Source organism: Pseudomonas sp. 29, assembly GCF_002754355.1.
Classification (GTDB): Bacteria; Pseudomonadota; Gammaproteobacteria; order Pseudomonadales; family Pseudomonadaceae; genus Aquipseudomonas; species Aquipseudomonas neuropathica.
Genome location: NZ_PEEY01000001.1, coordinates 3,269,329 through 3,292,549, shown reverse-complemented (window position 1 = coordinate 3,292,549; position 23,221 = coordinate 3,269,329). Strand labels below are relative to the sequence as shown.

General features: G+C 59.1%; 20 protein-coding genes. 12 read left to right on the top strand and 8 right to left on the bottom strand.

Annotated features, from left to right (window positions below; all coding sequences use genetic code 11):
* Positions 1-62 precede the first annotated feature (62 nt).
* On the bottom strand, positions 63-2,513 hold the full coding sequence (locus tag CLU80_RS15335; RefSeq protein ID WP_099757751.1) for a glycogen/starch/alpha-glucan phosphorylase: 2,451 nt from the start codon (positions 2,511-2,513) through the stop codon (positions 63-65).
* Between the two features lie 259 nt (positions 2,514-2,772).
* On the opposite strand from CLU80_RS15335, the gene CLU80_RS15330 reads away from it, so the two are divergent.
* Positions 2,773-3,210, top strand: a complete 438-nt coding sequence (locus tag CLU80_RS15330) for a YkgJ family cysteine cluster protein (protein WP_093430042.1) — start codon at positions 2,773-2,775, stop codon at positions 3,208-3,210.
* 270 nt (positions 3,211-3,480) lie between these two features.
* Here the strand turns inward: CLU80_RS15330 and typA are convergent, their stop codons facing one another.
* Both typA and thiI read right to left on the bottom strand, forming a co-directional pair.
* Positions 3,481-5,301 carry a translational GTPase TypA gene (typA, locus tag CLU80_RS15325; RefSeq protein WP_034153003.1) on the bottom strand — a complete coding sequence of 607 codons (1,821 nt, stop codon included), beginning with the start codon at positions 5,299-5,301 and terminating at the stop codon, positions 3,481-3,483.
* A 139-nt stretch (positions 5,302-5,440) separates the two neighbouring features.
* Positions 5,441-6,895, bottom strand: coding sequence for a tRNA uracil 4-sulfurtransferase ThiI (thiI, locus tag CLU80_RS15320; protein ID WP_095047172.1), 1,455 nt, complete (start codon positions 6,893-6,895; stop codon positions 5,441-5,443).
* 328 nt (positions 6,896-7,223) lie between these two features.
* On the opposite strand from thiI, the gene glnA reads away from it, so the two are divergent.
* The 5 genes from glnA (at position 7,224) to ntrC (ending at position 12,798) form a co-directional block, all read left to right on the top strand.
* A complete protein-coding gene (gene glnA / locus CLU80_RS15310) occupies positions 7,224-8,630 on the top strand; it encodes a type I glutamate--ammonia ligase (RefSeq protein ID WP_007909254.1) in 1,407 nt (468 codons plus the stop codon).
* A 285-nt stretch (positions 8,631-8,915) separates the two neighbouring features.
* Positions 8,916-9,428: a DUF4124 domain-containing protein gene (locus tag CLU80_RS15305; RefSeq protein ID WP_099757750.1), complete on the top strand. Its 513-nt coding sequence runs from the start codon at positions 8,916-8,918 to the stop codon at positions 9,426-9,428.
* The gene (locus CLU80_RS15300) at positions 9,425-10,048 is read left to right on the top strand and encodes a DUF4124 domain-containing protein (RefSeq protein WP_099757749.1); all 624 of its coding nucleotides are present in this window, start codon (positions 9,425-9,427) and stop codon (positions 10,046-10,048) included. Before CLU80_RS15305 ends, CLU80_RS15300 begins: the two co-directional genes overlap by 4 nt.
* Before the next feature lie 231 nt (positions 10,049-10,279).
* The gene (glnL, locus tag CLU80_RS15295) at positions 10,280-11,365 is read left to right on the top strand and encodes a nitrogen regulation protein NR(II) (protein WP_007909240.1); all 1,086 of its coding nucleotides are present in this window, start codon (positions 10,280-10,282) and stop codon (positions 11,363-11,365) included.
* Positions 11,362-12,798, top strand: a complete 1,437-nt coding sequence (gene ntrC, locus CLU80_RS15290; protein WP_007909238.1) for a nitrogen regulation protein NR(I) — start codon at positions 11,362-11,364, stop codon at positions 12,796-12,798. Before glnL ends, ntrC begins: the two co-directional genes overlap by 4 nt.
* 596 nt (positions 12,799-13,394) lie before the next feature.
* Here ntrC and CLU80_RS15285 read toward each other — a convergent pair.
* Complete coding sequence (locus CLU80_RS15285; protein ID WP_099757748.1) at positions 13,395-13,832, bottom strand: hypothetical protein; 438 nt, start codon at positions 13,830-13,832, stop codon at positions 13,395-13,397.
* Here CLU80_RS15285 and CLU80_RS15280 point away from each other — a divergent pair.
* Positions 13,831-14,286 carry a tRNA (cytidine(34)-2'-O)-methyltransferase gene (locus CLU80_RS15280; protein ID WP_007909235.1) on the top strand — a complete coding sequence of 152 codons (456 nt, stop codon included), beginning with the start codon at positions 13,831-13,833 and terminating at the stop codon, positions 14,284-14,286. The two genes, CLU80_RS15285 and CLU80_RS15280, sit on opposite strands and share 2 nt — an antisense overlap.
* 123 nt (positions 14,287-14,409) lie before the next feature.
* Here the strand turns inward: CLU80_RS15280 and secB are convergent, their stop codons facing one another.
* Genes secB through CLU80_RS15265 form a run of 3 tightly spaced genes read right to left on the bottom strand, consistent with a single transcriptional unit; the run spans position 14,410 to position 15,622 of the window.
* Positions 14,410-14,895, bottom strand: coding sequence for a protein-export chaperone SecB (gene secB / locus CLU80_RS15275; RefSeq protein ID WP_007909233.1), 486 nt, complete (start codon positions 14,893-14,895; stop codon positions 14,410-14,412).
* Between the two features lie 57 nt (positions 14,896-14,952).
* On the bottom strand, positions 14,953-15,207 hold the full coding sequence (gene grxC, locus CLU80_RS15270) for a glutaredoxin 3 (protein ID WP_095120761.1): 255 nt from the start codon (positions 15,205-15,207) through the stop codon (positions 14,953-14,955).
* A 1-nt stretch (position 15,208) separates the two neighbouring features.
* Complete coding sequence (locus tag CLU80_RS15265; RefSeq protein WP_008080560.1) at positions 15,209-15,622, bottom strand: rhodanese-like domain-containing protein; 414 nt, start codon at positions 15,620-15,622, stop codon at positions 15,209-15,211.
* Between the two features lie 153 nt (positions 15,623-15,775).
* Here CLU80_RS15265 and gpmI point away from each other — a divergent pair, with 153 nt between their 5' ends.
* The 5 genes from gpmI to CLU80_RS15240 all read left to right on the top strand — a co-directional run bounded on the left by gpmI (position 15,776) and on the right by CLU80_RS15240 (position 22,432).
* Positions 15,776-17,305, top strand: coding sequence for a 2,3-bisphosphoglycerate-independent phosphoglycerate mutase (gene gpmI, locus CLU80_RS15260; RefSeq protein WP_093430035.1), 1,530 nt, complete (start codon positions 15,776-15,778; stop codon positions 17,303-17,305).
* Between the two features lie 216 nt (positions 17,306-17,521).
* Positions 17,522-18,808 (top strand): murein hydrolase activator EnvC family protein, encoded by a 1,287-nt coding sequence (locus tag CLU80_RS15255; protein ID WP_095047166.1) that lies wholly within the window; start codon positions 17,522-17,524, stop codon positions 18,806-18,808.
* A 31-nt stretch (positions 18,809-18,839) separates the two neighbouring features.
* Positions 18,840-20,159, top strand: coding sequence for a S41 family peptidase (locus CLU80_RS15250; RefSeq protein ID WP_053116593.1), 1,320 nt, complete (start codon positions 18,840-18,842; stop codon positions 20,157-20,159).
* 2 nt (positions 20,160-20,161) lie between these two features.
* Positions 20,162-20,938: a divergent polysaccharide deacetylase family protein gene (locus tag CLU80_RS15245; RefSeq protein ID WP_093430034.1), complete on the top strand. Its 777-nt coding sequence runs from the start codon at positions 20,162-20,164 to the stop codon at positions 20,936-20,938.
* A 117-nt stretch (positions 20,939-21,055) separates the two neighbouring features.
* Entirely contained in the window at positions 21,056-22,432 is a 1,377-nt protein-coding gene (locus CLU80_RS15240; protein ID WP_099757747.1) for a Vps62-related protein, read from the top strand.
* Here CLU80_RS15240 and CLU80_RS15235 read toward each other — a convergent pair.
* The gene (locus tag CLU80_RS15235) at positions 22,413-23,168 is read right to left on the bottom strand and encodes a substrate-binding periplasmic protein (protein WP_093430032.1); all 756 of its coding nucleotides are present in this window, start codon (positions 23,166-23,168) and stop codon (positions 22,413-22,415) included. The two genes, CLU80_RS15240 and CLU80_RS15235, sit on opposite strands and share 20 nt — an antisense overlap.
* Positions 23,169-23,221: the final 53 nt, after the last annotated feature.

Genomic DNA, 23,221 nt, shown 5'->3' with positions numbered 1-23,221 from the left:
GCGCTCAGTATATCGATCCGGCCCAACAAACGTTGGGCCTTGCGCAGATTTGTTGCGGAAAGTTACTCCAACGCTTTCCAGATATCCGTGGCGTACTCACGAATCGTCCGGTCAGACGAGAACCAGCCCATCCGCGCCGTGTTGAGTACTGCTGAACGCCACCAGTTGTTGGAGTCGTGCCAGTGCGCCTCAACGCGTTTCTGCGCTTCCCAGTAGGAGTCGAAGTCGGCGCAGACCAGGAAGCGGTCGTAATCCACCAGCGAATCGATCAGCCCGGTATAGCGCGAGGTGTCATCCGGCGAAAACACCCCGCCGCGAATCGCCTGCAGCACATCGTTCAAGCGATGGGATGCAGCAATGTCTGGCAACGCACTGAACTCGTGATTCTGTTTACGCGCTTCCACCTGCTGCGCGCTGAGACCGAAGATAAACATGTGCTCGGCCCCGATGCGTTCGCACATTTCCACGTTGGCGCCGTCCAGTGTGCCAATGGTCAGCGCGCCGTTGAGGCCGAACTTCATGTTACTGGTGCCTGATGCTTCGAAGCCGGCAGTGGAAATCTGCTCGGACAAGTCCGCCGCCGGAATGATGCTCTCCGCCAGGCTGACGTTGTAGTTGGGCAGGAACACCACTTTCAGCAGGCCGCGCACGGTCGGGTCGTTGTTCACCACCCGAGCGATGTCGTTGGTCAGTTTGATGATCAGTTTGGCCTGGTGATAACTCGCCGCCGCTTTACCGGCGAAGATTTTCACCCTCGGCACCCAGTCGACTTCCGGCTCGGCGCGAATCGCCTGATACAGCGCCACGGTGTGCAACAGGTTGAGCAACTGACGTTTATATTCGTGGATGCGTTTGACCTGTACATCGAACATCGCCGCCGGATTGACCGCGATGCCCAAGCGTTCGTGAATCAGATACGCCAGGGCTTTCTTGCTGTGCAGCCGTTGCTCGGCAAAGGCTTTGCGGAATGCGGTTTTCTCGGCGAACGGTTCGAGATCGAGCAGGCGCTCTTCGGGGTTATCCAGCACCTCGGGACCCAGCGAGTCGACCAGCATCGAGGTCAGTTCAGCGTTGGCCTGGAACAGCCAACGGCGGAAGGTAATGCCGTTGGTTTTGTTGTTGATCCGCTCGGGATAGAGCTTGTGCAGTTCGGCAAACACGGTTTTGCGCATCAGTTGCGTATGCAGTCCGGACACGCCGTTGACGCTGTGCGAACCGAGGAACGCGAGGTTACCCATGCGCACACGGCGACCGTTGTCTTCTTCGATCAGCGACACCGCGCGCAGCACGTCGAAATCGTGAATGCCTTTGGCGCGCAGCGAGTCGATGTGCTGAGCATTGATCAGATAAATGATCTGCATATGTCGCGGCAGCATGCGCTCCATCAAGCCCACCGGCCAGGTTTCCAGCGCTTCCGGCAGCAACGTGTGGTTGGTATACGACAGCGTGTCGACGGTGACTTGCCACGCCGCATCCCAAGCCACGTCGTAGACGTCGACCAGTTGGCGCATCAATTCGGCGACAGCAATCGAGGGGTGCGTGTCGTTGAGCTGAATCGCCGCGTGATCACCCAGGGTCAGCACCGAGGTGTGCATGTTGCGATGACGGCGCAGCAGATCCTGAAGCGAAGCGGCGACAAAGAAGTATTCCTGACGCAGGCGCAGCTCCTGCCCCGCTTCGGTGCTGTCCGCCGGGTAGAGCACGCGGGAGATACTTTCGGCCCGGGCCACTTCGGCGACAGCGCCCAAGTGGTCACCGGCGTTAAAACGCTCCAGGTGCAAATCTTCCATGGCGCGCGCACGCCAGAGGCGCAGTGTATTGACGCTCGCCCCGCGCCAGCCAACGACCGGCGTGTCATAAGCGATCGCGCGGACAGTTTCTGCCGGCGACCAGACTTGTTTGGACTTGCCGGAGATGTCGGTGACGGTTTCGACGCTGCCGCCGAAGCCGATGGAGTAGACGACCTCTGGCCGCTCGAACTCCCACGGGTTGCCGAAATCCAGCCAGTGCTCGGTCTGTTCCTGCTGCCAGCCGTCGACGATGGCCTGGCGGAACAAGCCGTGCTCATACCGAATGCCATAACCGTGGCCGGCGATGCCGAGGGTCGACATGCTTTCCATGAAGCACGCGGCCAGACGACCGAGGCCACCGTTACCGAGCGCTGCATCAGGTTCCAGCAAACGGATACGCTCCAGGTCGACACCGAGTTCAGTCAGCGCTTCACGGGCGACGTCGAGCAAGCCAAGATTGCTCAGGCTGTCGTAGAGCAAGCGGCCGATGAGGAATTCCAGCGAGAGGTAATACACCCGTTTCTGACCTTTGCGGTAGATCTGCCGGGTGTGGTCCATCCAGTGCTCGACCATATGATCACGCGCCGCCAAAGCGATGGCTTCGAACCAGTCATGGTCGAAGGCGTGGTCGGGGTCTTTGCCCACCGCGTAGGTGAGCTTGGTCAGGACGGCGTCGCGGAATGCGGCCACCTCTGCTTCGCGAACTAGTGGTTCTTGAGTCATCAATAGGACCTCGAGCGAGCGGGAATTGTCTGAGCCTAGACGGTCTGACCGACGGTCGCGGCGCTGGTTCGGCAGTTTTTCCTGAGACGGTGCGATGGCCCGGCATTACCCTGGCGGATGGGCTAATGAATGCAGGGGCCGTGCCGAATTGTCCGGCAATGTGCCTGCATGGAGAAAAAATCTGGCGAAAGGTTGTTCAAAAATCCACCAGTCCCGGTATGATCGCGCGCCCTGATGCACACACGCCTGGTAACTCCCGATGATGAAGCCCAACCTGATTGCCGCCGCCGAGATCGATCGTCTCGATACGTGGGCGAAATATTCGGCCCCGATGTGCGGTTCCTGCATGTCCAGCTGCTGCACGCTGCCGGTCGAAGTAAAGATCAAGGATCTGGTGCGCATTGGCGTGGTCGACGAATTCGAACTGGGCGATCCGCCGAAGAACATCGCCAAGCGTCTGCAAAAGGAAGGCCTGGTCGAGCGCTTCAACCAGAAGTCCGGCATCTTTACCCTGCAGCGCATGAGCAACAACGATTGCTACTACCTGGATCGTAAGAGCCGCTTGTGCACCATTTATGACAAGCGCCCGGATACCTGCCGCAATCACCCGAAGATCGGACCGCGTCCGGGGTATTGCGCTTATAAGCCGAAGGAAGTTGAGCGCGTGCAGAATTTCCGCGCGATAGAGCGCTTCTGAACGACGCTGAGTTCTTCGGTAGCCGTTAAACCCCAGCCCCTCACCCCAGCCCTCTCCCGAGGGAGAGGGAGCCGATCTCTGTCGCTTCCAAACCTGAGGTCGACTCGATTACTCAGGTCGATGCAAAGCCAAAGAACAACTCGGTCAGTCCCCTCTCCCTCTGGGAGAGGGCTAGGGTGAGGGGCTTTTCAGCTTCAACACACTTATCCCAGACAAACAAAAACGCCCCCGGTCTCGCGACCGGGGGCGTTTTTTCAAGCTCAGGCTAAATTACGCCTTGGCTTTCTTGGCAGCGCGGGTACGCTCGCTTTCGTCCAGGATCTTCTTGCGAAGACGGATGGACTTAGGAGTAACTTCGCACAGCTCGTCTTCCTGGATGTATTCCAGAGCCTGTTCCAGAGTGAAGCGAACAGGTGGTACCAGAGCGATGGTTTCGTCTTTACCCGAAGCACGCATGTTGTCGAGCTTCTTGCCTTTGGTCGGGTTTACACCCAGGTCGTTGTCGCGGCTGTTCTGACCAACGATTTGACCGTTGTAGATCTCCTGGCCGTGTTCTACGAACAGCTTGCCACGAGCCTGCAGGGTTTCCAGCGAGTAGGTCAGTGCCTTGCCGGTTTCAACCGAAACCAGAACGCCGTTCTGACGGCCGGACATGTGGCCCGACTTGACGGTGTCGTAGCGATCGAAGATCGAGGTCAGGATGCCAGCACCGTTGGTCAGGGTCAGGAACTGGTTACGGAAACCGATCAGACCGCGAGCAGGGATGTTGTACTCCAGACGAACACGGCCCTTGCCATCCGGCACCATGTTGCTCAGGTCGCCTTTACGCAGACCCATCTCTTCCATGACCTTGCCCTGAGCTTCTTCAGGGATGTCGATGGTCACGTTTTCGAACGGTTCTTGTTTAACGCCGTTCACTTCACGAATGATCACTTCAGGACGGCCCAGGGCCAGCTCGAAGCCTTCGCGACGCATGGTTTCGATCAGTACCGAGAGGTGCAGCTCACCACGGCCGGAAACCTTGAACTTGTCAGCGGTGTCGCCTTCTTCAACGCGCAGTGCAACGTTGTACAGCAGCTCTTTGTCCAGACGGTCCTTGATGTTGCGGGACGTCACGAACTTGCCTTCTTTACCGCAGAATGGCGAGTCGTTTACCTGGAAGGTCATCGAAACGGTTGGCTCGTCAACGGTCAGAGGCTTCATCGCCTCGACAGTGTCCGGGTGGCACAGGGTGTCGGAGATGAACAGCGAGTCCATACCGCTGATGCAAACGATATCGCCTGCTGCAGCTTCTTCAACGTCGATGCGGTGCAGACCGTGGTGACCCATCAGTTTCAGGATACGGCCGTTACGGCGCTTGCCGTCGGCACCGATCGCCACAACCGGGGTGTTCGGCTTGACGCGGCCACGAGCGATACGGCCAACACCGATAACACCCAGGAAGCTGTTGTAGTCCAGAGCGGAGATCTGCATCTGGAACGCGCCGTCACGGTCAACGGCCGGAGGCGGAACGTGGTCGACTACCGCTTGGTACAGCGGAGTCATGTCTTCCGCCATGGCGGTGTGATCCAGACCGGCAATGCCGTTCAGGGCCGAAGCGTAAACAACCTGGAAGTCCAGTTGTTCTTCGGTCGCACCGAGGTTGTCGAACAGGTCGAAGATCTGGTCCAGAACCCAGTCCGGACGTGCGCCTGGACGGTCAACCTTGTTGATCACCACGATTGGACGCAGGCCGGCTTCGAAAGCCTTCTTGGTCACGAAACGGGTTTGCGGCATAGGGCCGTCTTGAGCGTCAACCAGCAGCAGAACGGAGTCAACCATCGACATTACACGTTCAACTTCGCCGCCGAAGTCGGCGTGGCCCGGGGTGTCCACGATGTTGATGTGGTAGCCGTTCCAGTTGATGGCGGTGTTTTTCGCCAGAATGGTAATACCGCGCTCTTTTTCCTGGTCGTTGGAGTCCATCACGCGCTCGTCGTTGAGCTCGTTGCGCTCCAGGGTGCCGGATTGACGCAGGAGTTTGTCTACCAGGGTGGTCTTACCATGGTCAACGTGGGCAATGATGGCGATGTTGCGTAGATTTTCGATCACTTGTGTATCTCGATCAGAGGATTCGGTTTGCTGACAAGTCTTGGCAGCGATTAGCAGTAGTGTCCGGCATGGCCGTTACAGCTTGACGGCGGTGTCGGGGGGCCGGTGACGCAGGCCACAGGCAAACAGCCCCGGGCACTTAGCTCGGTCGATAAACGCGCACATTGGCATGCCCCTCACTGAGCAAATGGTGAGCATGCAGGCGACTCATCACGCCTTTGTCGCAATACAGCAGGTACTGGCGAGTCGGATCCAGCTCCTTGAAACGAGCGTTCACTGCGTAGAACGGCATCGTCTGTACTTCTACGCCAGCGAGTTCCAGCGGCTCATCCTCGGCGGCATCCGGGTGACGGATGTCGATCACGATCTGACCGGCCAGTGCTTCGCTGACTTCTTCAATCTGTACGTCCTGGCCCAATTCGTCGATCACCCGATCGATCGGCACCAGTTTGGCGTTTTCGAGCGCACGCTCGAGCACCGCCATGTCGAATTCTTTCTCTTCGTGCTCAACGCGACCGCGTTTGGCGGCCGTCTTCGGATTGACCGAAATGACCCCGCAGTACTCCGGCATGTGCCGGGCGAAATCGGCGGTGCCGATCTCATTGGCCGTGTCGATGATGTCCTGCTTGTGCGCCACGATCAGCGGACGCAGGACCAGTTTGTCGGTCACGCAGTCGATCACCGACAGATTCGGCAGGGTCTGGCTCGACACCTGGGAGATCGCCTCGCCGGTGACCAGCGCTTCGATGTGCAGGCGATCGGCGATGTTGGAAGCCGCGCGCAACATCATACGCTTCAATACGACGCCCATATGACTGTTATCGACTTTGCCGAGAATTTCGCCCAACACTTCTTCGAACGGAACACTGACAAATAGCACGCGTTGCGAGCTGCCGTACTTCTTCCAGATGAAATGCGCGACTTCCATCACGCCCAATTCATGGGCACGACCGCCCAGATTGAAGAAGCAGAAGTGCGTCATCAGGCCGCGACGAATGATCTGGTACGCCGCAACGGTTGAGTCAAAGCCGCCGGACATCAATACCAGCGTCTGCTCCAACGCACCGAGCGGGTAACCGCCGATGCCGTTGTGCTGGCTGTGAATGACAAACAACCGTTTGTCGCGAACTTCGATGCGGACTTCGATTTCCGGTGCTTTCAGGTCGATACCAGCGGCACCGCACTCACGGCGCAGCTTGCTGCCGACGTATTTTTCGACGTCCATCGAGCTGAAGGTGTGCTTGCCCGCGCGCTTGCAGCGCACCGAGAAAATCTTCCCGGCCAGTGCATCGCCGTAGTGCTGTTTGCACTTCTCGGTGATGTCGTCGAAGTCGCCCAGCGGGTACTCGTCGATCTGCAGAAAGTGCGCGATGCCCGGCATGCAGGTCAGGCGCTCACCCATCTCTTTCAAGGCTTTGGGGTCGGTAACGCGGGTTTCCAGCTCGAGATTGTCCCACACACCGTTCACCACCACGGCCGGGTCCAGGTCACGGAGCACGGTGCGGATGTTCTTGGCCAACTGGCGGATGAACTTCGTCCGGACAGGTCGGCTTTTGATGGTGATCTCGGGGAAGACTTTTACGATTAGTTTCATGAAAACAGCGCGCGAACGGCCAGCCGAAAAAGGGGGGCGCGGATTATAGCGGAAATTGCTCAAGGTTTAACCAGTTAATGTGCAGAAGGTTTTTCACGCACCAAAACAGGTCATTCCTGACTCAAGACGCTACATTAGAGGGCGAGATTTTCCACAATCAGGTGCTTTGCACCTTTATAAGCGTGAATTTGGGGCAAAAAACCCATGCTGGGGCACTGGCATGCAATTTGCTCCCTTGTGAGGCAGGTTGCCTTGGCAGAGTATTCGCGCCGGCATCACCCAAATTCAAGGGCATCCACTACCAAGCCCGAAGCCACCCGGAGGACATATGTCGAAGACGGTTCAACTCATCAAAGATCATGACGTCAAGTGGATTGATCTGCGCTTCACGGACACCAAAGGCACTCAGCACCACGTGACCATGCCGGCTCGCGATGCGCTGGATGAAGACTTCTTCGAAGTCGGCAAGATGTTCGACGGTTCCTCCATTGCTGGCTGGAAAGGCATCGAAGCCTCCGACATGATCCTGATGCCGGTTGACGAAACTGCCGTTCTCGACCCGTTCACCGAAGACGCCACCCTGATCCTGGTGTGCGACATCATCGAACCTTCGAGCATGCAAGGCTACGACCGCGACCCACGTGCGATCGCCAAGCGCGCCGAAGAACACCTGAAAGCCACCGGTATCGGTGACACCGTGTTCGCCGGTCCGGAGCCTGAGTTCTTCATCTTTGACTCGGTGAAATTCAAGTCGGACATCTCCGGCTCGATGTTCAAGATCTACTCCGAGCAAGGTTCGTGGATGTCCGACCAGGACATCGAAGGTGGCAACAAAGGTCACCGTCCAGGCGTCAAAGGCGGCTACTTCCCGGTTCCGCCGTTCGACCACGACCACGAAATCCGTACCTCCATGTGCAACGCACTGGAAGAAATGGGTCTGACCGTCGAAGTTCACCACCACGAAGTGGCGACTGCCGGCCAGAACGAAATCGGCGTCAAGTTCAACACCCTGGTGAAGAAAGCCGACGAAACCCAAACCCTGAAGTATGTTGTCCACAACGTTGCTGACGCTTACGGCCGCACTGCGACCTTCATGCCGAAGCCACTGTACGGCGACAACGGTTCGGGCATGCACGTACACATGTCGATCTGGAAAGACGGCAAGAACACCTTCGCCGGTGAAGGCTATGCCGGCCTGTCCGATACCGCTCTGTACTTCATCGGCGGCATCATCAAACACGGTAAGGCCCTGAACGGCTTCACCAACCCGGCGACCAACTCCTACAAGCGTCTGGTACCAGGCTTCGAAGCTCCGGTAATGCTGGCCTACTCGGCCCGCAACCGTTCCGCTTCGATCCGTATTCCTTACGTGTCGAGCCCGAAAGCCCGCCGTATCGAAGCACGCTTCCCGGATCCGGCTGCCAACCCGTACCTGGCCTTCGCAGCTCTGCTGATGGCCGGTCTGGACGGTATCCAGAACAAGATCCACCCAGGCGACGCAGCTGACAAAAACCTGTACGACCTGCCGCCTGAAGAGGCGAAAGAGATTCCACAAGTTTGCGGCAGCCTGAAAGAAGCCCTGGAAGAGCTGGACAAGGGCCGCGCGTTCCTGACCAAGGGCGGCGTGTTCTCCGACGACTTCATCGACGCTTACATCGCGCTGAAATCGGAAGAAGAAATCAAGGTTCGCACCTTCGTACACCCACTGGAATATGAGCTGTACTACAGCTGCTGATCCGGTAGCGCTGCGCTACGCGGCGTGAGTGAAAGAGGCCTCCTTCGGGAGGCCTTTTTTATTGCCCGGATTTTAAGGTCGACCAGGATCCCTGTAGGAGTGAGCCTGCTCGCGATAGCGGTGGATCATTGGAGGTAATGCTGACTGACACGACGCCATCGCGAGCAGGCTCACTCCTACAGGGGAATTGTGGTGTCTGAATGATCTCCGGATGTGTGCCGGGTTGGGCCAACCGCCGCGTCTGGCCTATGCTGCACCCCATCGCTTTCAATCCCGGTCGATTTCATGGGTCGCACCTTTCTCTACATACTGCTGCTGATCGCTCTGCCCGCCGTCGCGCAGATCTACAAGTACACCGACGCCAACGGCAACACGGTGTACAGCGATCACTCGCCCGATGGTGTGCGGGCGCAGCCGGTGGAGTTGCCGCCGCTTAACAGGGTCGAGCCGCAAACACCGAGCACACCGCCTGCATCCAGCACCGAAACCCGTGAGCCTGCGCGCAACGCCTACGACATTCTTGAACTCGCTGGTCTACCCACCGAAGAGGCCCTGCGCGCCAATAACGGCACGTTCACCGTCCAAGTGCTGATCAAGCCGCGTCTGCAACCGCCGCATCAGTTAAGGCTGGTATTGGACGATGAGCCTTACGGCCAGCCGAGCAACGTGCCGATCCTACAATTGGTGAACATTGATCGCGGCGAACATCGTCTAGCGGTGCAGGTGATTGACGGGCAGACGGTCATCCAGCAGAGCGCGCCAGTCCCTCTCAGCGTACAGCGGGTGCACAAGCCATGATTCGTGCGTGGCTGATCGCGGTGCTGGCGCTGCTCACGCTACAAGCATCGGCTGAGGTGTTCACTTATATCGATGCCCAAGGTAATCGCATCTACACCGACCAGCCGCGTGGCAATGCCAAGCGCGTACCGATCGCGACCAGCAATCGCATGTCCGCAAACCCCACCGTCGCCGTGCCGATCACGACTGCAAAAAAAAACCCAGAGCAACCGCCCTTCCACTACGACATGCTGCGCATTCTGGTACCTGAACCCGATGCAACGATTCGCAGCAGCGCCGGCGAAATCATCGTCAGCGTCACCAGCGAACCGGGCCTGCAAAAAGGTCATCGTTATCGACTGCTGCTGGATGGCCAAGCCACCGGCGAACCGGGGCTGAGCCCGGTCTTCCCGCTAAACAACATCGATCGTGGCAGCCACAATCTTTCGGTGGAAATCCTCGATGCCGAAGGGCGCACGGTGGAACGCACTGCCAACCAGCCCTTCCACATGCTACGCATCTCCCTCGCACAGAAACGCCAGGTCAAGCCGTGCACCACCGACGATTACGGCATCCGTCCGGAATGCCCCTTGAAAGACAAACCGCCCGAGCCGAAAAACCCCTTTCTGCGTTTCTTCTAACGCCATTCAGCTTTGCGCACTATATTGGTGCACAAGACTGCACCGTACCCATATCTCAACCCATTTTGGTTCGAAAGTACCCGCGAGCGCTGGCCGACTGCCACGCAAAAGAGCGTCAAACGCCTGTTTCATTGGTTGAACGCTTCTTTTCGGAGCCTTGGTTTGGTTTTTGCATTTTCCGTTCACCGACGCTTGCTTGTTGCGCACGCTCCGCCCCCAAAAGAGGCTCCGATGACTATTAGCGACGCAATCCACCGTTTGCTGCTCGACAACCTGACCACCGCCACCATCCTGCTCGACGCCGAATTGCGCCTCGAGTACATGAACCCGGCGGCGGAGATGCTCCTCGCCATCAGCGGGCAGCGCAGCCATGGGCAGTTCATCAGCGAGCTGTTCACCGAATCCACCGAGGCGCTGAATTCACTGCGTCAGGCCGTAGAGCAGGCGCATCCCTTCACCAAGCGCGAGGCGATGCTTACCGCCCTCACTGGCCAGACATTGACCGTGGATTACGCGGTGACGCCAATCCTCAGCAATGGCGCGACCATGCTCCTGCTGGAGGTCCATCCGCGTGACCGCTTGCTGCGGATCACCAAGGAGGAGGCGCAGCTGTCCAAGCAGGAAACCAGCAAGATGTTGGTACGCGGCCTCGCTCACGAGATCAAGAATCCGCTCGGTGGCATCCGCGGCGCCGCGCAATTGCTGGCCCGCGAGCTGCCGGAAGACAGCCTGCGCGATTACACCAACGTGATCATTGAAGAAGCCGACCGCCTGCGTAATCTGGTCGACCGCATGCTCGGCTCGAACAAGTTGCCGTCGTTGGCGATGTGCAACGTTCATGAAGTGCTGGAGCGCGTCTGCCAACTGGTCGAAGCGGAAAGCCAGGGCTGCATCACCTTGGTGCGTGATTACGACCCAAGCATCCCCGACGTGCTGATCGACCGCGAACAAATGATTCAGGCGGTGTTGAACATCGTACGCAACGCGATGCAAGCGATCAGCAGCCAGAACGAATTGCGCCTTGGCCGCATCAGCCTGCGTACCCGGACCATGCGCCAGTTCACCATCGGCCACGTCCGCCATCGTCTGGTGACCAAGATCGAAATCATCGACAACGGCCCGGGGATCCCGGCGGAACTTCAGGAAACCATTTTCTTTCCCATGGTCAGCGGTCGTCCGGACGGTACCGGGCTGGGCCTGGCCATTACCCAGAACATCATCAGCCAGCACCAGGGCCTGATCGAGTGTGACAGCCATCCAGGCCACACCACCTTCTCGATCTTTCTGCCACTGGAACAAGGAGCCACATCGACATGAGCCGTAGTGAAACCGTGTGGATCGTCGATGACGACCGTTCTATCCGTTGGGTTCTGGAAAAGGCCTTGCAGCAGGAAGGCATGACCACCCAGAGTTTCGACAGCGCCGATGGCGTGATGAGTCGCCTGGCCCGTCAGCAGCCAGACGTGATCATTTCCGACATTCGCATGCCCGGTGCCAGCGGTCTGGATCTGTTGGCGCGGATTCGCGAGCAGCACCCACGGTTGCCGGTCATCATCATGACCGCTCACTCCGATCTGGACAGCGCTGTCGCCTCGTATCAGGGCGGCGCGTTCGAGTACCTGCCGAAGCCGTTCGACGTCGATGAGGCGGTCTCGCTGGTCAAACGTGCGAACCAGCACGCACAAGAACAGCAAGGCCTGGAAGTGGTGCCGGCACTGACGCGCACCCCGGAAATCATCGGCGAAGCGCCGGCGATGCAGGAAGTGTTTCGCGCCATCGGCCGCTTGAGCCACTCCAACATTACCGTGTTGATCAACGGCGAATCCGGTACCGGTAAAGAACTGGTGGCCCACGCCCTGCACCGCCACAGTCCGCGCGCGGCCTCGCCATTCATCGCGCTGAACATGGCGGCGATCCCGAAGGATCTGATGGAATCCGAGCTGTTCGGCCATGAGAAAGGCGCGTTCACCGGCGCAGCAAATTTGCGTCGCGGGCGTTTCGAACAGGCCGACGGCGGCACACTGTTCCTCGATGAAATCGGTGATATGCCGGCCGACACCCAAACCCGTTTGCTACGGGTTCTGGCCGATGGCGAATTCTATCGTGTGGGCGGCCACGTGCCGGTCAAAGTCGATGTGCGCATCATCGCCGCGACGCACCAGAATCTGGAAACCCTGGTGCACGCCGGCAAGTTCCGCGAGGACTTGTTCCACCGCCTCAACGTAATCCGTATCCACATTCCGCGCCTGTCGGATCGTCGTGAAGACATCCCGACCCTGGCCAAGCACTTCCTCAGCCGCGCTGCGCAAGAACTGGCGGTGGAACCGAAGCTGCTGAAGAGCGAGACCGAGGAATACCTGAAGAACCTGCCGTGGGGCGGCAACGTGCGTCAGTTGGAGAATACGTGCCGCTGGATCACCGTGATGGCGTCCGGGCGCGAAGTGCACATCAGCGACCTGCCGCCAGAACTGCTGAACCTGCCGCAGGACTCGGCGCCAGTGACCAATTGGGAGCAAGCATTGCGTCAGTGGGCCGACCAGGCCTTGGCGCGTGGCCAGTCGAGCCTGCTCGACAGCGCGGTGCCGGCGTTCGAGCGGATCATGATCGAGACGGCTTTGAAGCACACCGCCGGGCGTCGTCGCGATGCCGCCGTGTTGCTGGGCTGGGGGCGCAATACCCTGACGCGCAAGATCAAGGAATTGGGGATGAAGGTCGATGGCGGGGATGATGATGAGGGGGATGAGGGTTAACGAATTGTTCGCTTGAGGATTGCTGCGTGCTCAGGATCCTTCCCAGCCCTCTCCCAGAGGGAGAGGGCGCAGATCCCGGATGTTTTCGAAACCTGAATTCGACTCGGTATTTCACGTCGGCGTAGCTCTCCCAGACAACTTGGTCAGTCCCCTCTCCCTCTGGGAGAGGGTTAGGGTGAGGGCCACCGTGCACCGCATCAATGCACAATGACCCGCGATCGCGCACAGCCGCATCGCCACAACTCAACCCTGAAAACGCTGATAAACCCGTTTTCATAAACATCAAAGCCCCGAATTTCGGGGCTTTGATGTCTCTGATCAGCTTTTTTGTTTCAGCAAATGAAAACCTGGCACGCCCCCTGCAATACCTCTTACAGGTGATTCGATTCACCACCCGTTTCGGGGACCTTGGTACAGGCAGGCCGGGGATTCCCCTCTTTACACCGGGCTCATACCGCAACGCGACGAGCCCACCCTTTTGGGATCCTTGGTACAGGCAGGCCGGGGGTTCCCTCTTTACACCGGACCGACGCTAGCAGCGAAGTCCACCCGTTTTGGGAACCCTGATACAGGCAGGTCAGGGATTCCCGCTTTTATTACTCGCGGAGATGGATTTCCAGCCGCCAGCGGTCATCGACCTCACTGCCGACCCAATCGCCCTGCAGCGGCCGCGCCGCCAGCACCGTCAGCAACAACCCTCCGTCACTCGCTCGCGTCCGCCAGTTCACATCTTTGCCATTGAGCTTGAGCTGGCCCTTCTGCGCCGGGCCCTCAGCCTGAAACAGCAGCGCCACCGTGCCATCGATGATTTCGCCGTGCAGCTTGGGCTCGTTGTTGAACCACACCACCAACCCTTGATCCGTCACCTCGACCTGCTGCAACACCGTCGGATCCGGCGTAGTCAGGCGGCCGATCATCAAGCCGATCATCAAGCCGACAATCGCCAGCGAACCGATGACGCGCGGGAATAGTTTCGAACGGTTGTCCACAGGCGGCGTAGAATGCCGCTCATCTTTACCTTCGGAGCCGTGCATGTTTCACGTCATCCTTTTTCAACCAGAAATTCCGCCGAATACCGGCAACGTTATCAGGCTGTGCGCCAACAGCGGCTGCCACCTGCATTTGATCGAACCGCTGGGCTTCGAGATGGACGACAAGCGCCTGCGCCGTGCCGGTCTCGATTACCACGAATATGCCACGCTGCAACGTCACGCGGACCTCGCCAGTTGCCTGGAAAGCCTGGGCAACCCAAGACTGTTTGCGTTCACCACCAAGGGTTCGCGACCGTTTCATGATGCCGCGTTTGTTCCTGGCGATGCGTTCATCTTCGGCCCGGAAAGCCGTGGCCTGCCGCCGGAAGTGCTCGACGCGCTGCCGCCGGAACAGCGCCTGCGCCTGCCGATGCGCGAAGGCTGCCGCAGCCTGAACCTGTCCAACACCGTAGCGGTGGCCGTGTACGAAGCCTGGCGCCAGAACGACTTCAAGTAACACCACAAAACAAATGTGGGAGCGGGCCTGCTCGCGATTACGGAGTGTCAGGCAACATTGATGTGTCTGACAGACCGCTATCGCGAGCAGGCTCGCTCCCACATGGGGTGTTGCTGAACCGTCTTACTGAACGGTTGGCGTCTCGCCGCTTTCCTGCATGCGCTGCAGCTCTTGCGCGTACAGGGCGTCGAAGTTCACCGGGGCCAGCATCAGGGCCGGGAACGAACCACGGGTCACCAGGCTGTCCAGGGTTTCGCGCGCGTACGGGAACAGGATGTTCGGGCAGAACGCACCCAGGGTGTGGCTCATCGAAGCCGCGTCCAGGTTCTTGATCAGGAAGATACCGGCCTGTTGCACTTCAGCGATGAAGGCGACTTCTTCACCGTTTTTCACGGTGACGGACAGGGTCAGCACGACTTCGTAAAAATCACCTTCCAGTGCTTTCTGACGAGTGTTCAGATCCAGAGCGACCGCCGGATCCCACTGCTGGCGGAAGATCGCCGGGCTTTTCGGGGCTTCGAAGGACAGGTCGCGTACGTAGATGCGCTGCAAGGAGAATTGCGGTGCGGTTTCTTCTTCGCTGGCTGCAGTGTTCTGTTGGTCAGTCATCTCAGATCCTTATCGATCTTGGGTCTTTTAGGGAGTGCTGTACGTGGGTGCAGCCGTTCAGGCCTTGAGCAGCGCGTCGAGCTTGCCGGCGCGCTCCAGGGCATACAAATCATCACAACCGCCGATGTGCTTGTCGCCGATCCAGATCTGCGGCACGGACGTACGCCCGGCCTTCTGACTCATGGCAGCACGAATCTGCGGCTTGCCATCGACCTTGATCTCTTCGAAGGCCACGCCTTTGTTCGCGAGCAACTGCTTGGCTCGCACGCAATAAGGGCAGTAATCGCTGGAGTAGACGATGACTTCGCTCATATCACTTCACCAGCGGCAGGTTATCGCCTTTCCAGCTGGAGATCCCGCCGGACAGCTTGGCGGCGGTGAAGCCGGATTTCATCAGTTCGCGGGCATGAGTGCCGGCGGTCTGGCCCAGGGCGTCGACCAGAATGATGGTCTTGGCCTTGTGCTTTTCCAGCTCGGCGGTGCGCGCAGCCAGTTTGTCCTGGGGAATGTTGATCGCGCCAACGATGTGGCCGGCAGCGAAATCCTTGGCCGGACGGATGTCCACCACCACGCCAGCATCTTTATTGACCAGCGCGGTCAGCTCGCCGGTGCTCAGGCTTTTACCGCCGCCCTGCATCGTGTGCGCCAGCAGCAGAGCCAGCAGTACGACGAAGATACCGACAAGAATGTAGTGGTTAGTGGCAAATTCAATCAGGTGAGCAACCATCGAAGGAGGTTCCAGGGCGTTAAAATGTCGGCCAGTATACACAGCCACTATGGTCGGCCAAACCCCGTCCGGCGGTGACGCGGTCGGAACTTAGCTTTAAACTCCAACTCCCTTTTCCATCGCCCTCTTCTTTATTAGCCACGAGTGGATTCCATGACTACCACGCCTAAACCTTTGGTCCTGATGATTCTCGACGGCTTCGGTCACAGCGACAGCCCCGAATCCAACGCCGTTTTTGCGGCGAAGAAGCCTGTTCTGGATCGCCTGTGGGCCACCGTGCCCAACGGCTTGATTTCGGGCAGCGGCATGGACGTCGGCCTGCCGGACGGCCAGATGGGCAACTCCGAAGTCGGCCACATGAACCTTGGCGCCGGCCGCGTGGTGTATCAGGACTTTACCCGCGTGACCAAAGCGATCCGCGACGGCGAGTTCTTCGAGAACCCGACCATCTGCGCCGCTGTGGACAAAGCCGTGGCCGCCGGCAAAGCCGTGCACTTCATGGGTCTGCTCTCCGATGGCGGCGTACACAGCCACCAGGATCACCTGATCGCCATGGCCGAACTGGCCTTCAAGCGCGGCGCCGAAAAAATCTACCTGCACGCTTTCCTTGACGGTCGCGACACCCCACCGAAAAGCGCTGCGTCGTCCATCGAACTACTCGATGCGACCTTCCAGGCACTGGGCAAGGGCCGCATCGCCAGCATCATCGGCCGCTACTTCGCCATGGACCGTGACAACCGCTGGGACCGTGTGGCTCAGGCCTACAACCTGATCGTCGACGGCAACAGCGAATTCCACGCCGCCACTGCGCAGGAAGGTCTGGACGCCGCTTATGCGCGCGGCGAGAGCGACGAATTCGTCAAAGCCACGACCATCGGTGAGCCGGTGAAAGTCGAAGACGGCGACGCCGTGGTGTTCATGAACTTCCGCGCCGACCGCGCCCGCGAGCTGACTCGCGTGTTCGTCGAAGACGACTTCAAGGATTTCGAACGCGCGCGCCAGCCGAAACTGGCCGGTTTTGTGATGTTGACCCAATACGCAGCGAGCATCCCTGCACCCTCGGCGTTCGCCCCGGGCAGCCTGGAAAACGTCCTCGGCGACTATCTGGCGAAAAACGGCAAAACCCAGCTGCGCATCGCTGAAACCGAAAAATACGCCCACGTGACCTTCTTCTTCTCCGGCGGTCGTGAAGAACCGTTCCCGGGCGAAGAGCGCATCCTGATTCCATCGCCGAAAGTCGCCACTTACGACTTGCAGCCGGAAATGAGCGCGCCGGAAGTCACCGACCGCATCGTCGACGCCATCGAAAACCAGCGTTACGACGTGATCGTGGTCAACTACGCCAACGGCGATATGGTCGGCCACAGCGGCGTGTTCGACGCGGCAGTGAAGGCTGTGGAATGCCTTGATACCTGCGTCGGGCGCATTGTCGAAGCGCTGGAGAAGGTTGGCGGCGAAGCGCTGATCACCGCTGACCACGGCAACGTCGAGCAAATGGCCGATGAATCCACCGGCCAGGCGCACACCGCGCACACCACCGAGCCGGTACCGTTCATTTATGTCGGCAAGCGCGACCTCAAGGTCCGTGAAGGCGGCGTGCTGGCGGACGTGGCACCAACCATGCTGAAGCTGCTGGGCCTGGAAAAACCGGCGGAAATGACTGGCACTTCGATTCTGGTGTAAACCACACCTAACCTTGTGGGAGCGAGCTTGCTCGCGAATACGGTGGATCAGTCGACAGTGATGTCGCCTGACACACTGCTTTCGCGAGCAGACTCACTCCTACATTGGTTTGTGGTGTTTTTCAGGCCAGTTATCACACAGCCCCAATTGGGCGTTTTTTTTGCAGCCTCGGGCGGGCATACTAGGCCGTCCATTACCCTGGTGCCGCCCGCCTCTATGCTCCGCGTCCTGATCGCCCTCGCTCTGACCTGCCTGCTCCAACCGGCTTTCGCTGACGAGCGCACGCAAACCCAACAACAGTTGGACGCCACGCGTCAGGACATTGCCGAGCTGAAAAAGCTGCTGAGCAAAGTCCAGGAAGAAAAGTCCGGCGTGCAGAAAGAGCTCAAGGGCACTGAAACCGAGCTGGGCAAGCTGCAGAAGCAGGTCGACGCGCTGCAGAAAGAACTGCAGAAAAGCGAATCCGAGCTGCAGCGACTCGATGCAGAGAAAAAAAAACTCCAGAGCGCGCGCACTGAACAGCAGCGACTGATCGCCATTCAGGCCCGCGCGGCCTATCAGAACGGTCGGCAGGAATACCTCAAGCTGCTGCTCAACCAGCAGAATCCCGAGAAATTCGCCCGCACCCTCACCTATTACGATTACCTGAGCCAGGCCCGCCTGGAACAGCTGAAGAACTTCAACGAAACCCTGCGCCAACTGGCCAATGTCGAAAAAGACATTGCCGCCCAACAGGCGCAATTGCTGGTACAGAAAAGCAGCCTCGATACCCAGCGCGACGAACTGGAAAATGTCCGCAAGGAACGCCAGCAAGTGCTCGCCAAGCTCAATGATGACGTGAAGGCCCGCGACCAGAAACTCGCCGCCCGCGAGCAGGATCAGGCAGACCTGTCTAAAGTCCTTAAAACCATTGAAGAAACCCTGGCCCGCCAGGCCCGTGAGGCAGAAGAAGCGCGGCAGAAAGCGCTGATCGCCCAGCAGGAAGCGGAAAAAAAGCGTTTGCGTGAGGCGCAGGCTGAAAACAGCGACGCCCCACGAAAACCCGCTAGATCCACTCCCGGCGCGCTGGTCTCCAGCAGCGGCGAGACCTTCGGTGGCCCTTTTGCTGCAACCCGGGGAAAACTTCCTTGGCCGGTTGATGGTCGATTGTTGGCACGCTTCGGCGAATCCCGTGGCGACGACGCCCGCACCAAGTGGGACGGCGTAATGATCAGCGCCTCCGCCGGCAGCCAGGTGCATGCCGTACACGGTGGTCGCGTGGTGTTCGCCGACTGGCTGCGCGGCGCCGGGCTGCTGGTGATCCTCGACCACGGCAACGGTTTTCTGAGTCTTTACGGTCACAACCAGACACTGCTCAAGTCGGCCGGTGACGTGGTTAAAGCCGGTGAGTCCATCTCCACTGTCGGTAACAGTGGCGGCCAGGACACATCAGCGCTGTATTTCGCAATTCGTCAGCAGGGTCACCCGAGTGATCCAGCACAATGGTGCCGCGCGCAAGGATAAGCGTGCCGCCTAATTCAGGAGTTCGTTCGACATGCTGCATTTGTCCCGCCTTACCTCGCTGGCCCTGACGATCGCCCTGGTGATCGGCGCGCCTCTGGCGTTCGCCGCTCAACCGGCCCCGGCCGTCGCTCCGGCAGGCACTGCCGCGACTTCCAAGGCACCGTTGCCGCTGGAAGAATTGCGCACCTTTGCCGAGGTCATGGACCGGATCAAAGCCGCTTACGTCGAGCCGGTGGACGACAAGACCCTGCTGGAAAACGCGATCAAGGGCATGCTCAGCAACCTTGATCCGCACTCGGCGTACCTCGGCCCTGAAGACTTCACCGAACTGCAGGAAAGCACCAGCGGTGAGTTCGGTGGTCTGGGCATCGAAGTCGGCGCCGAAGACGGTTTCATCAAAGTCGTCTCGCCAATCGATGACACCCCGGCGTCGAAGGCCGGCATTCAGGCCGGCGACTTCATCGTCAAGATCAACGGCCAGCCGACGCGCGGCCAGACCATGACCGAAGCTGTCGACAAAATGCGCGGCAAGATCGGCCAGAAAATCACCCTGACCCTGGTACGCGACGGCGGCACGCCGTTCGACGTGACCCTGGCCCGTGCGGTGATTCAGGTGAAGAGCGTCAAGGCGCAGTTGCTGGAAACCGGCTATGCGTACATCCGCATCACCCAGTTCCAGGTCAAGACCGGCGAAGAGGTTTCCAAGGCCCTGGCCAAGCTGCGCAAGGACAACGGCAAGAAGCTCAACGGCATCATTCTCGACCTGCGTAACAACCCGGGCGGCGTGTTGCAGGCAGCAGTGGAAGTGGTCGACCACTTCATCACCAAAGGCCTGATCGTTTACACCAAAGGCCGCATCGCCAATTCCGAACTGCGTTTCTCGGCCACCGGCAAAGACGAAAGTGAAGCCGTGCCGATGGTCGTGCTGATCAACGGTGGCAGTGCCTCGGCTTCGGAAATCGTCGCCGGCGCCCTGCAGGACCAGAAACGCGCGGTGGTCATGGGCACCACCAGTTTCGGCAAAGGCTCGGTACAAACCGTACTGCCGCTGAACAATGACCGTGCATTGAAGATCACTACCGCGCTGTACTTCACGCCGAATGGTCGTTCGATTCAGGCGCAGGGCATCGTTCCGGACATCGAAGTGCGCAAGGCCAAGATCACCAACGAGGCCGATGGCGATTACTTCAAGGAAGCCGACCTGCAAGGTCACCTGGGCAACGGCAACGGCGGCGCGGACAAACCAACCGGCTCCGGCGCCAAGCCCAAAGCCATGCCGCAGGATGATGACTATCAATTGGCCCAGGCCCTGAGCCTGCTCAAAGGGCTGAGCATCACGTCCGGCCGTTGAGGATGTCGCTGCGTTTCGTCCTCGTTCTGTTGTGCTGTCTGGCGGGTGCTGCTCACGCAGAGCCCGCCAGCCCAAAGCCACACAAAGCCTATCTGACATTGATCATCGACGACCTGGGGCAGAACCTGCCCCGGGATCGCCGCGTGCTGGCCCTGCCCGGCCCGGTGACCACGGCGATCATGCCGGACACCCCGCACGCCACCGAGTTTGCCCGCGAAGCCCATCGCGCCGGCAAGATCGTTATCCTGCACATGCCCATGGACCCGGCCACCGGTCCCTATGCCTGGCACCCCGAACTGCCCATCGAAGAACTGGAAAAACGCCTCAACGCCGCGTTCAAAATGGTCCCCTACACTGCCGGCATCAATAACCACATGGGCAGCCGCATGACTGCGCAACCGGTGGCGATGGCCTGGTTGATGGGCGAACTGCAGCGCCGGCACAAGTTCTTCGTCGACAGCCGTACCAGCGCACAAACCGTGGCAGCGCAACAGGCACAGAAGATCGATCTGGCCAGTGTCTCGCGGGACGTGTTTCTTGATGACGAGCGCACTGAGGCAGCGATCTACACGCAGTTGCAGACCGCGATCAGCCTGGCGCGCAAGCAGGGTTCGGCGGTGATGATCGGCCATCCCTATCCGCAGACACTGGCGGTGCTCGAGCGCGAACTGCCGAAGTTGAAGGGCCAGGGAATCGACTGGATCGATATCAAACAGATGATCAGCCTGCGCAGCAATCGCGCCATGGCCAGTCATGGTAAAGACGGGGTTTACCGGTAATACCCTGTGACGCTAGCACATACATAGTTACCACCCGGAAACCGTCCCCATTCCCGATAGTGCGACCTGCAACAGGTCGCGACGCCCTCGCGTCGCTTTCAACTATCAGGAATCATCATGACTATTGAAGACAACACCGCAGCGCATCCCATGCCAATGGAACCGATCATGCAGGACAATCTGCTGATCAACTTCACCACGGAGTTTCACCGGGTCTGGAGCACTAACGGCTCAAAAGCCAAACCTGCCACATTCTGGCGCCCCACTCCTGCTCCGGATGCATTGCCGGGCTACTTTCCGCTGGGCGACGTGCTCTTTCCCGGCGACGCCAATATCAATGGCGAAATGGTCGCAGCGGTGGTCTGCGAGAAAGATATGGCAGGGTCCTTAAGCACTAAAGGAAAGGCACTGGCCCGCCCTGCCGATTTTGAACTGGTCTGGAAAGAAACCGGAGCGCCCGGTGTTACTCGCATGTCGATCTGGCGACCTCTGGCACCCGTCGGTTACGTCGCTCTGGGGCTCGTATGCTCCAACGATCATTGCAAACCTTCGTTGAACTCGGTGCGCTGCGTCAGGCTCGACCTGGTCATAGCAGCGAACGTCGGTGATCTGATCTGGAATGACAAGGGCAGCGGTGCCAAGCTCAGTTTCAGCGCCTTTGGCATCGAACCGTCGACTGCCGCCGCAGGCGACATCCATTTTGCGCCCGGCACCTTCGTGGGCATCCAGGGCTACAGCAAGCCTGCAGCACCTTCGACGGCGTATGGCTTGCGCATGCAAATCCCGCTGCAAGTCAGCGCATCGCCGCAAATTCCGACCCTCACCGGATACACGAAGCCCGTAGTGAACGAACCCGCCACCGTCACCCAGATTGCCCGCCTGCCTTGGTTCGCAGTGCGAGATCATGCTCATCCCGGCGAACAGTTTCGCAATTCGCCTTACTACGAACTGAAGAGAACTGACGAATATGTGCTCATTGGTCACGAGCGCAATGAATCGGACAAGTATCGGGCCGTTAAATGGACAGCACCACGTCTGCAAAACGCGGTGACAACGCGTATGTTCCATAGTTTTACCGCCATGGAAATCGTCAAAGCCTGGCCGACCGTGCCTCTCAGCGATATCCGCATGACAAAATTCTCGGCCTGCCTGCCAAAAAGTTTGACCCGCACCGAAACGTCTTCCAACGGTTGGAACGAGCTACGATCTCAAGTGGTTGTTGCCATGGCGCCGAAGCAAACAGCCGTCGCGGTTTATCAGATGCAAAGCCATTACGAGTTGGTACGGGAAGACGGTACTCAAGTGGCGGTCGACTTTGGTTATACCGATGATTCAAGCGTTCTGCTGACGCAATATCCGCCGGAGTCCGTTGAGCTCGCCAGCGCGTGTCCGCCGCTGACGACAGACACCCCGGCAATATCTGGCACCGATGGCGCTAACGCTAAAGAGCAGCCAGCATCGGGCCTGGATGTCGTTATAGATACCGCCCCATGATTTCGTCCACCACGCCTTCTTTGCGCAACTGATCCAGCGCAGCCTGAAGCTTGGCGACCACTTCGTCGGACACGTCCTTGTTCAGCGCCAGATACAGTTCTGCACTGTTGAAGCGCAGCACGGTCTTGAGACCGGTGACACCGTCCTGCCGCGCCAGATAACGCCCGGCAGGATCACCGGTGGCCCACAGGTCGATCTGACCATTGACCAGTTTCTTCGCGTTGTCCTGATCGCGCAGCACTACTATCGGCTTCAGACCTTGTTTGGTCAGTGTCTCGGCAATCGCATCGCCCTTGTAGGCACCGATCTTGTACTTGCGCGCATCATTGAGGGTTTCGAGGGTGATCTTGCTGTCAGCCTTGGCCAGCATGATCCAGTCATCCGGACCGATCGGGCCGACCCATTTGAAGAGCTTTTCGCGGTCCGGCAGACGCGCCATCACGAAGGCGCCATAACCGGGATTTTCCAGAGCCAGTTTGTAGACGCGCTCCCAAGGAAAGCGCAGGGTCAGGCTGTAAGTGATGCCGGCACGCTGGAACACTTCGCGCACGATGTCGGTGGCGATGCCATTGATGTTCTCGCCTTGGGCGAAGTTCTTGCCGTTTTTCGCCATGTTATACGGCGGGAAATTTTCGGTGAGGAGCACCAGATCGGTGTCGGGACTGTTTTCGGCGCGGGCGGTGTTGATGAGCAACATCGATGCACTGGCGAGAACAAGAAGCAGGCGTTTGATCATGTCGGGCTACCGGAATCCATGGCGTGCCCAAGAGTGCCTTGGGTGCGCCATGC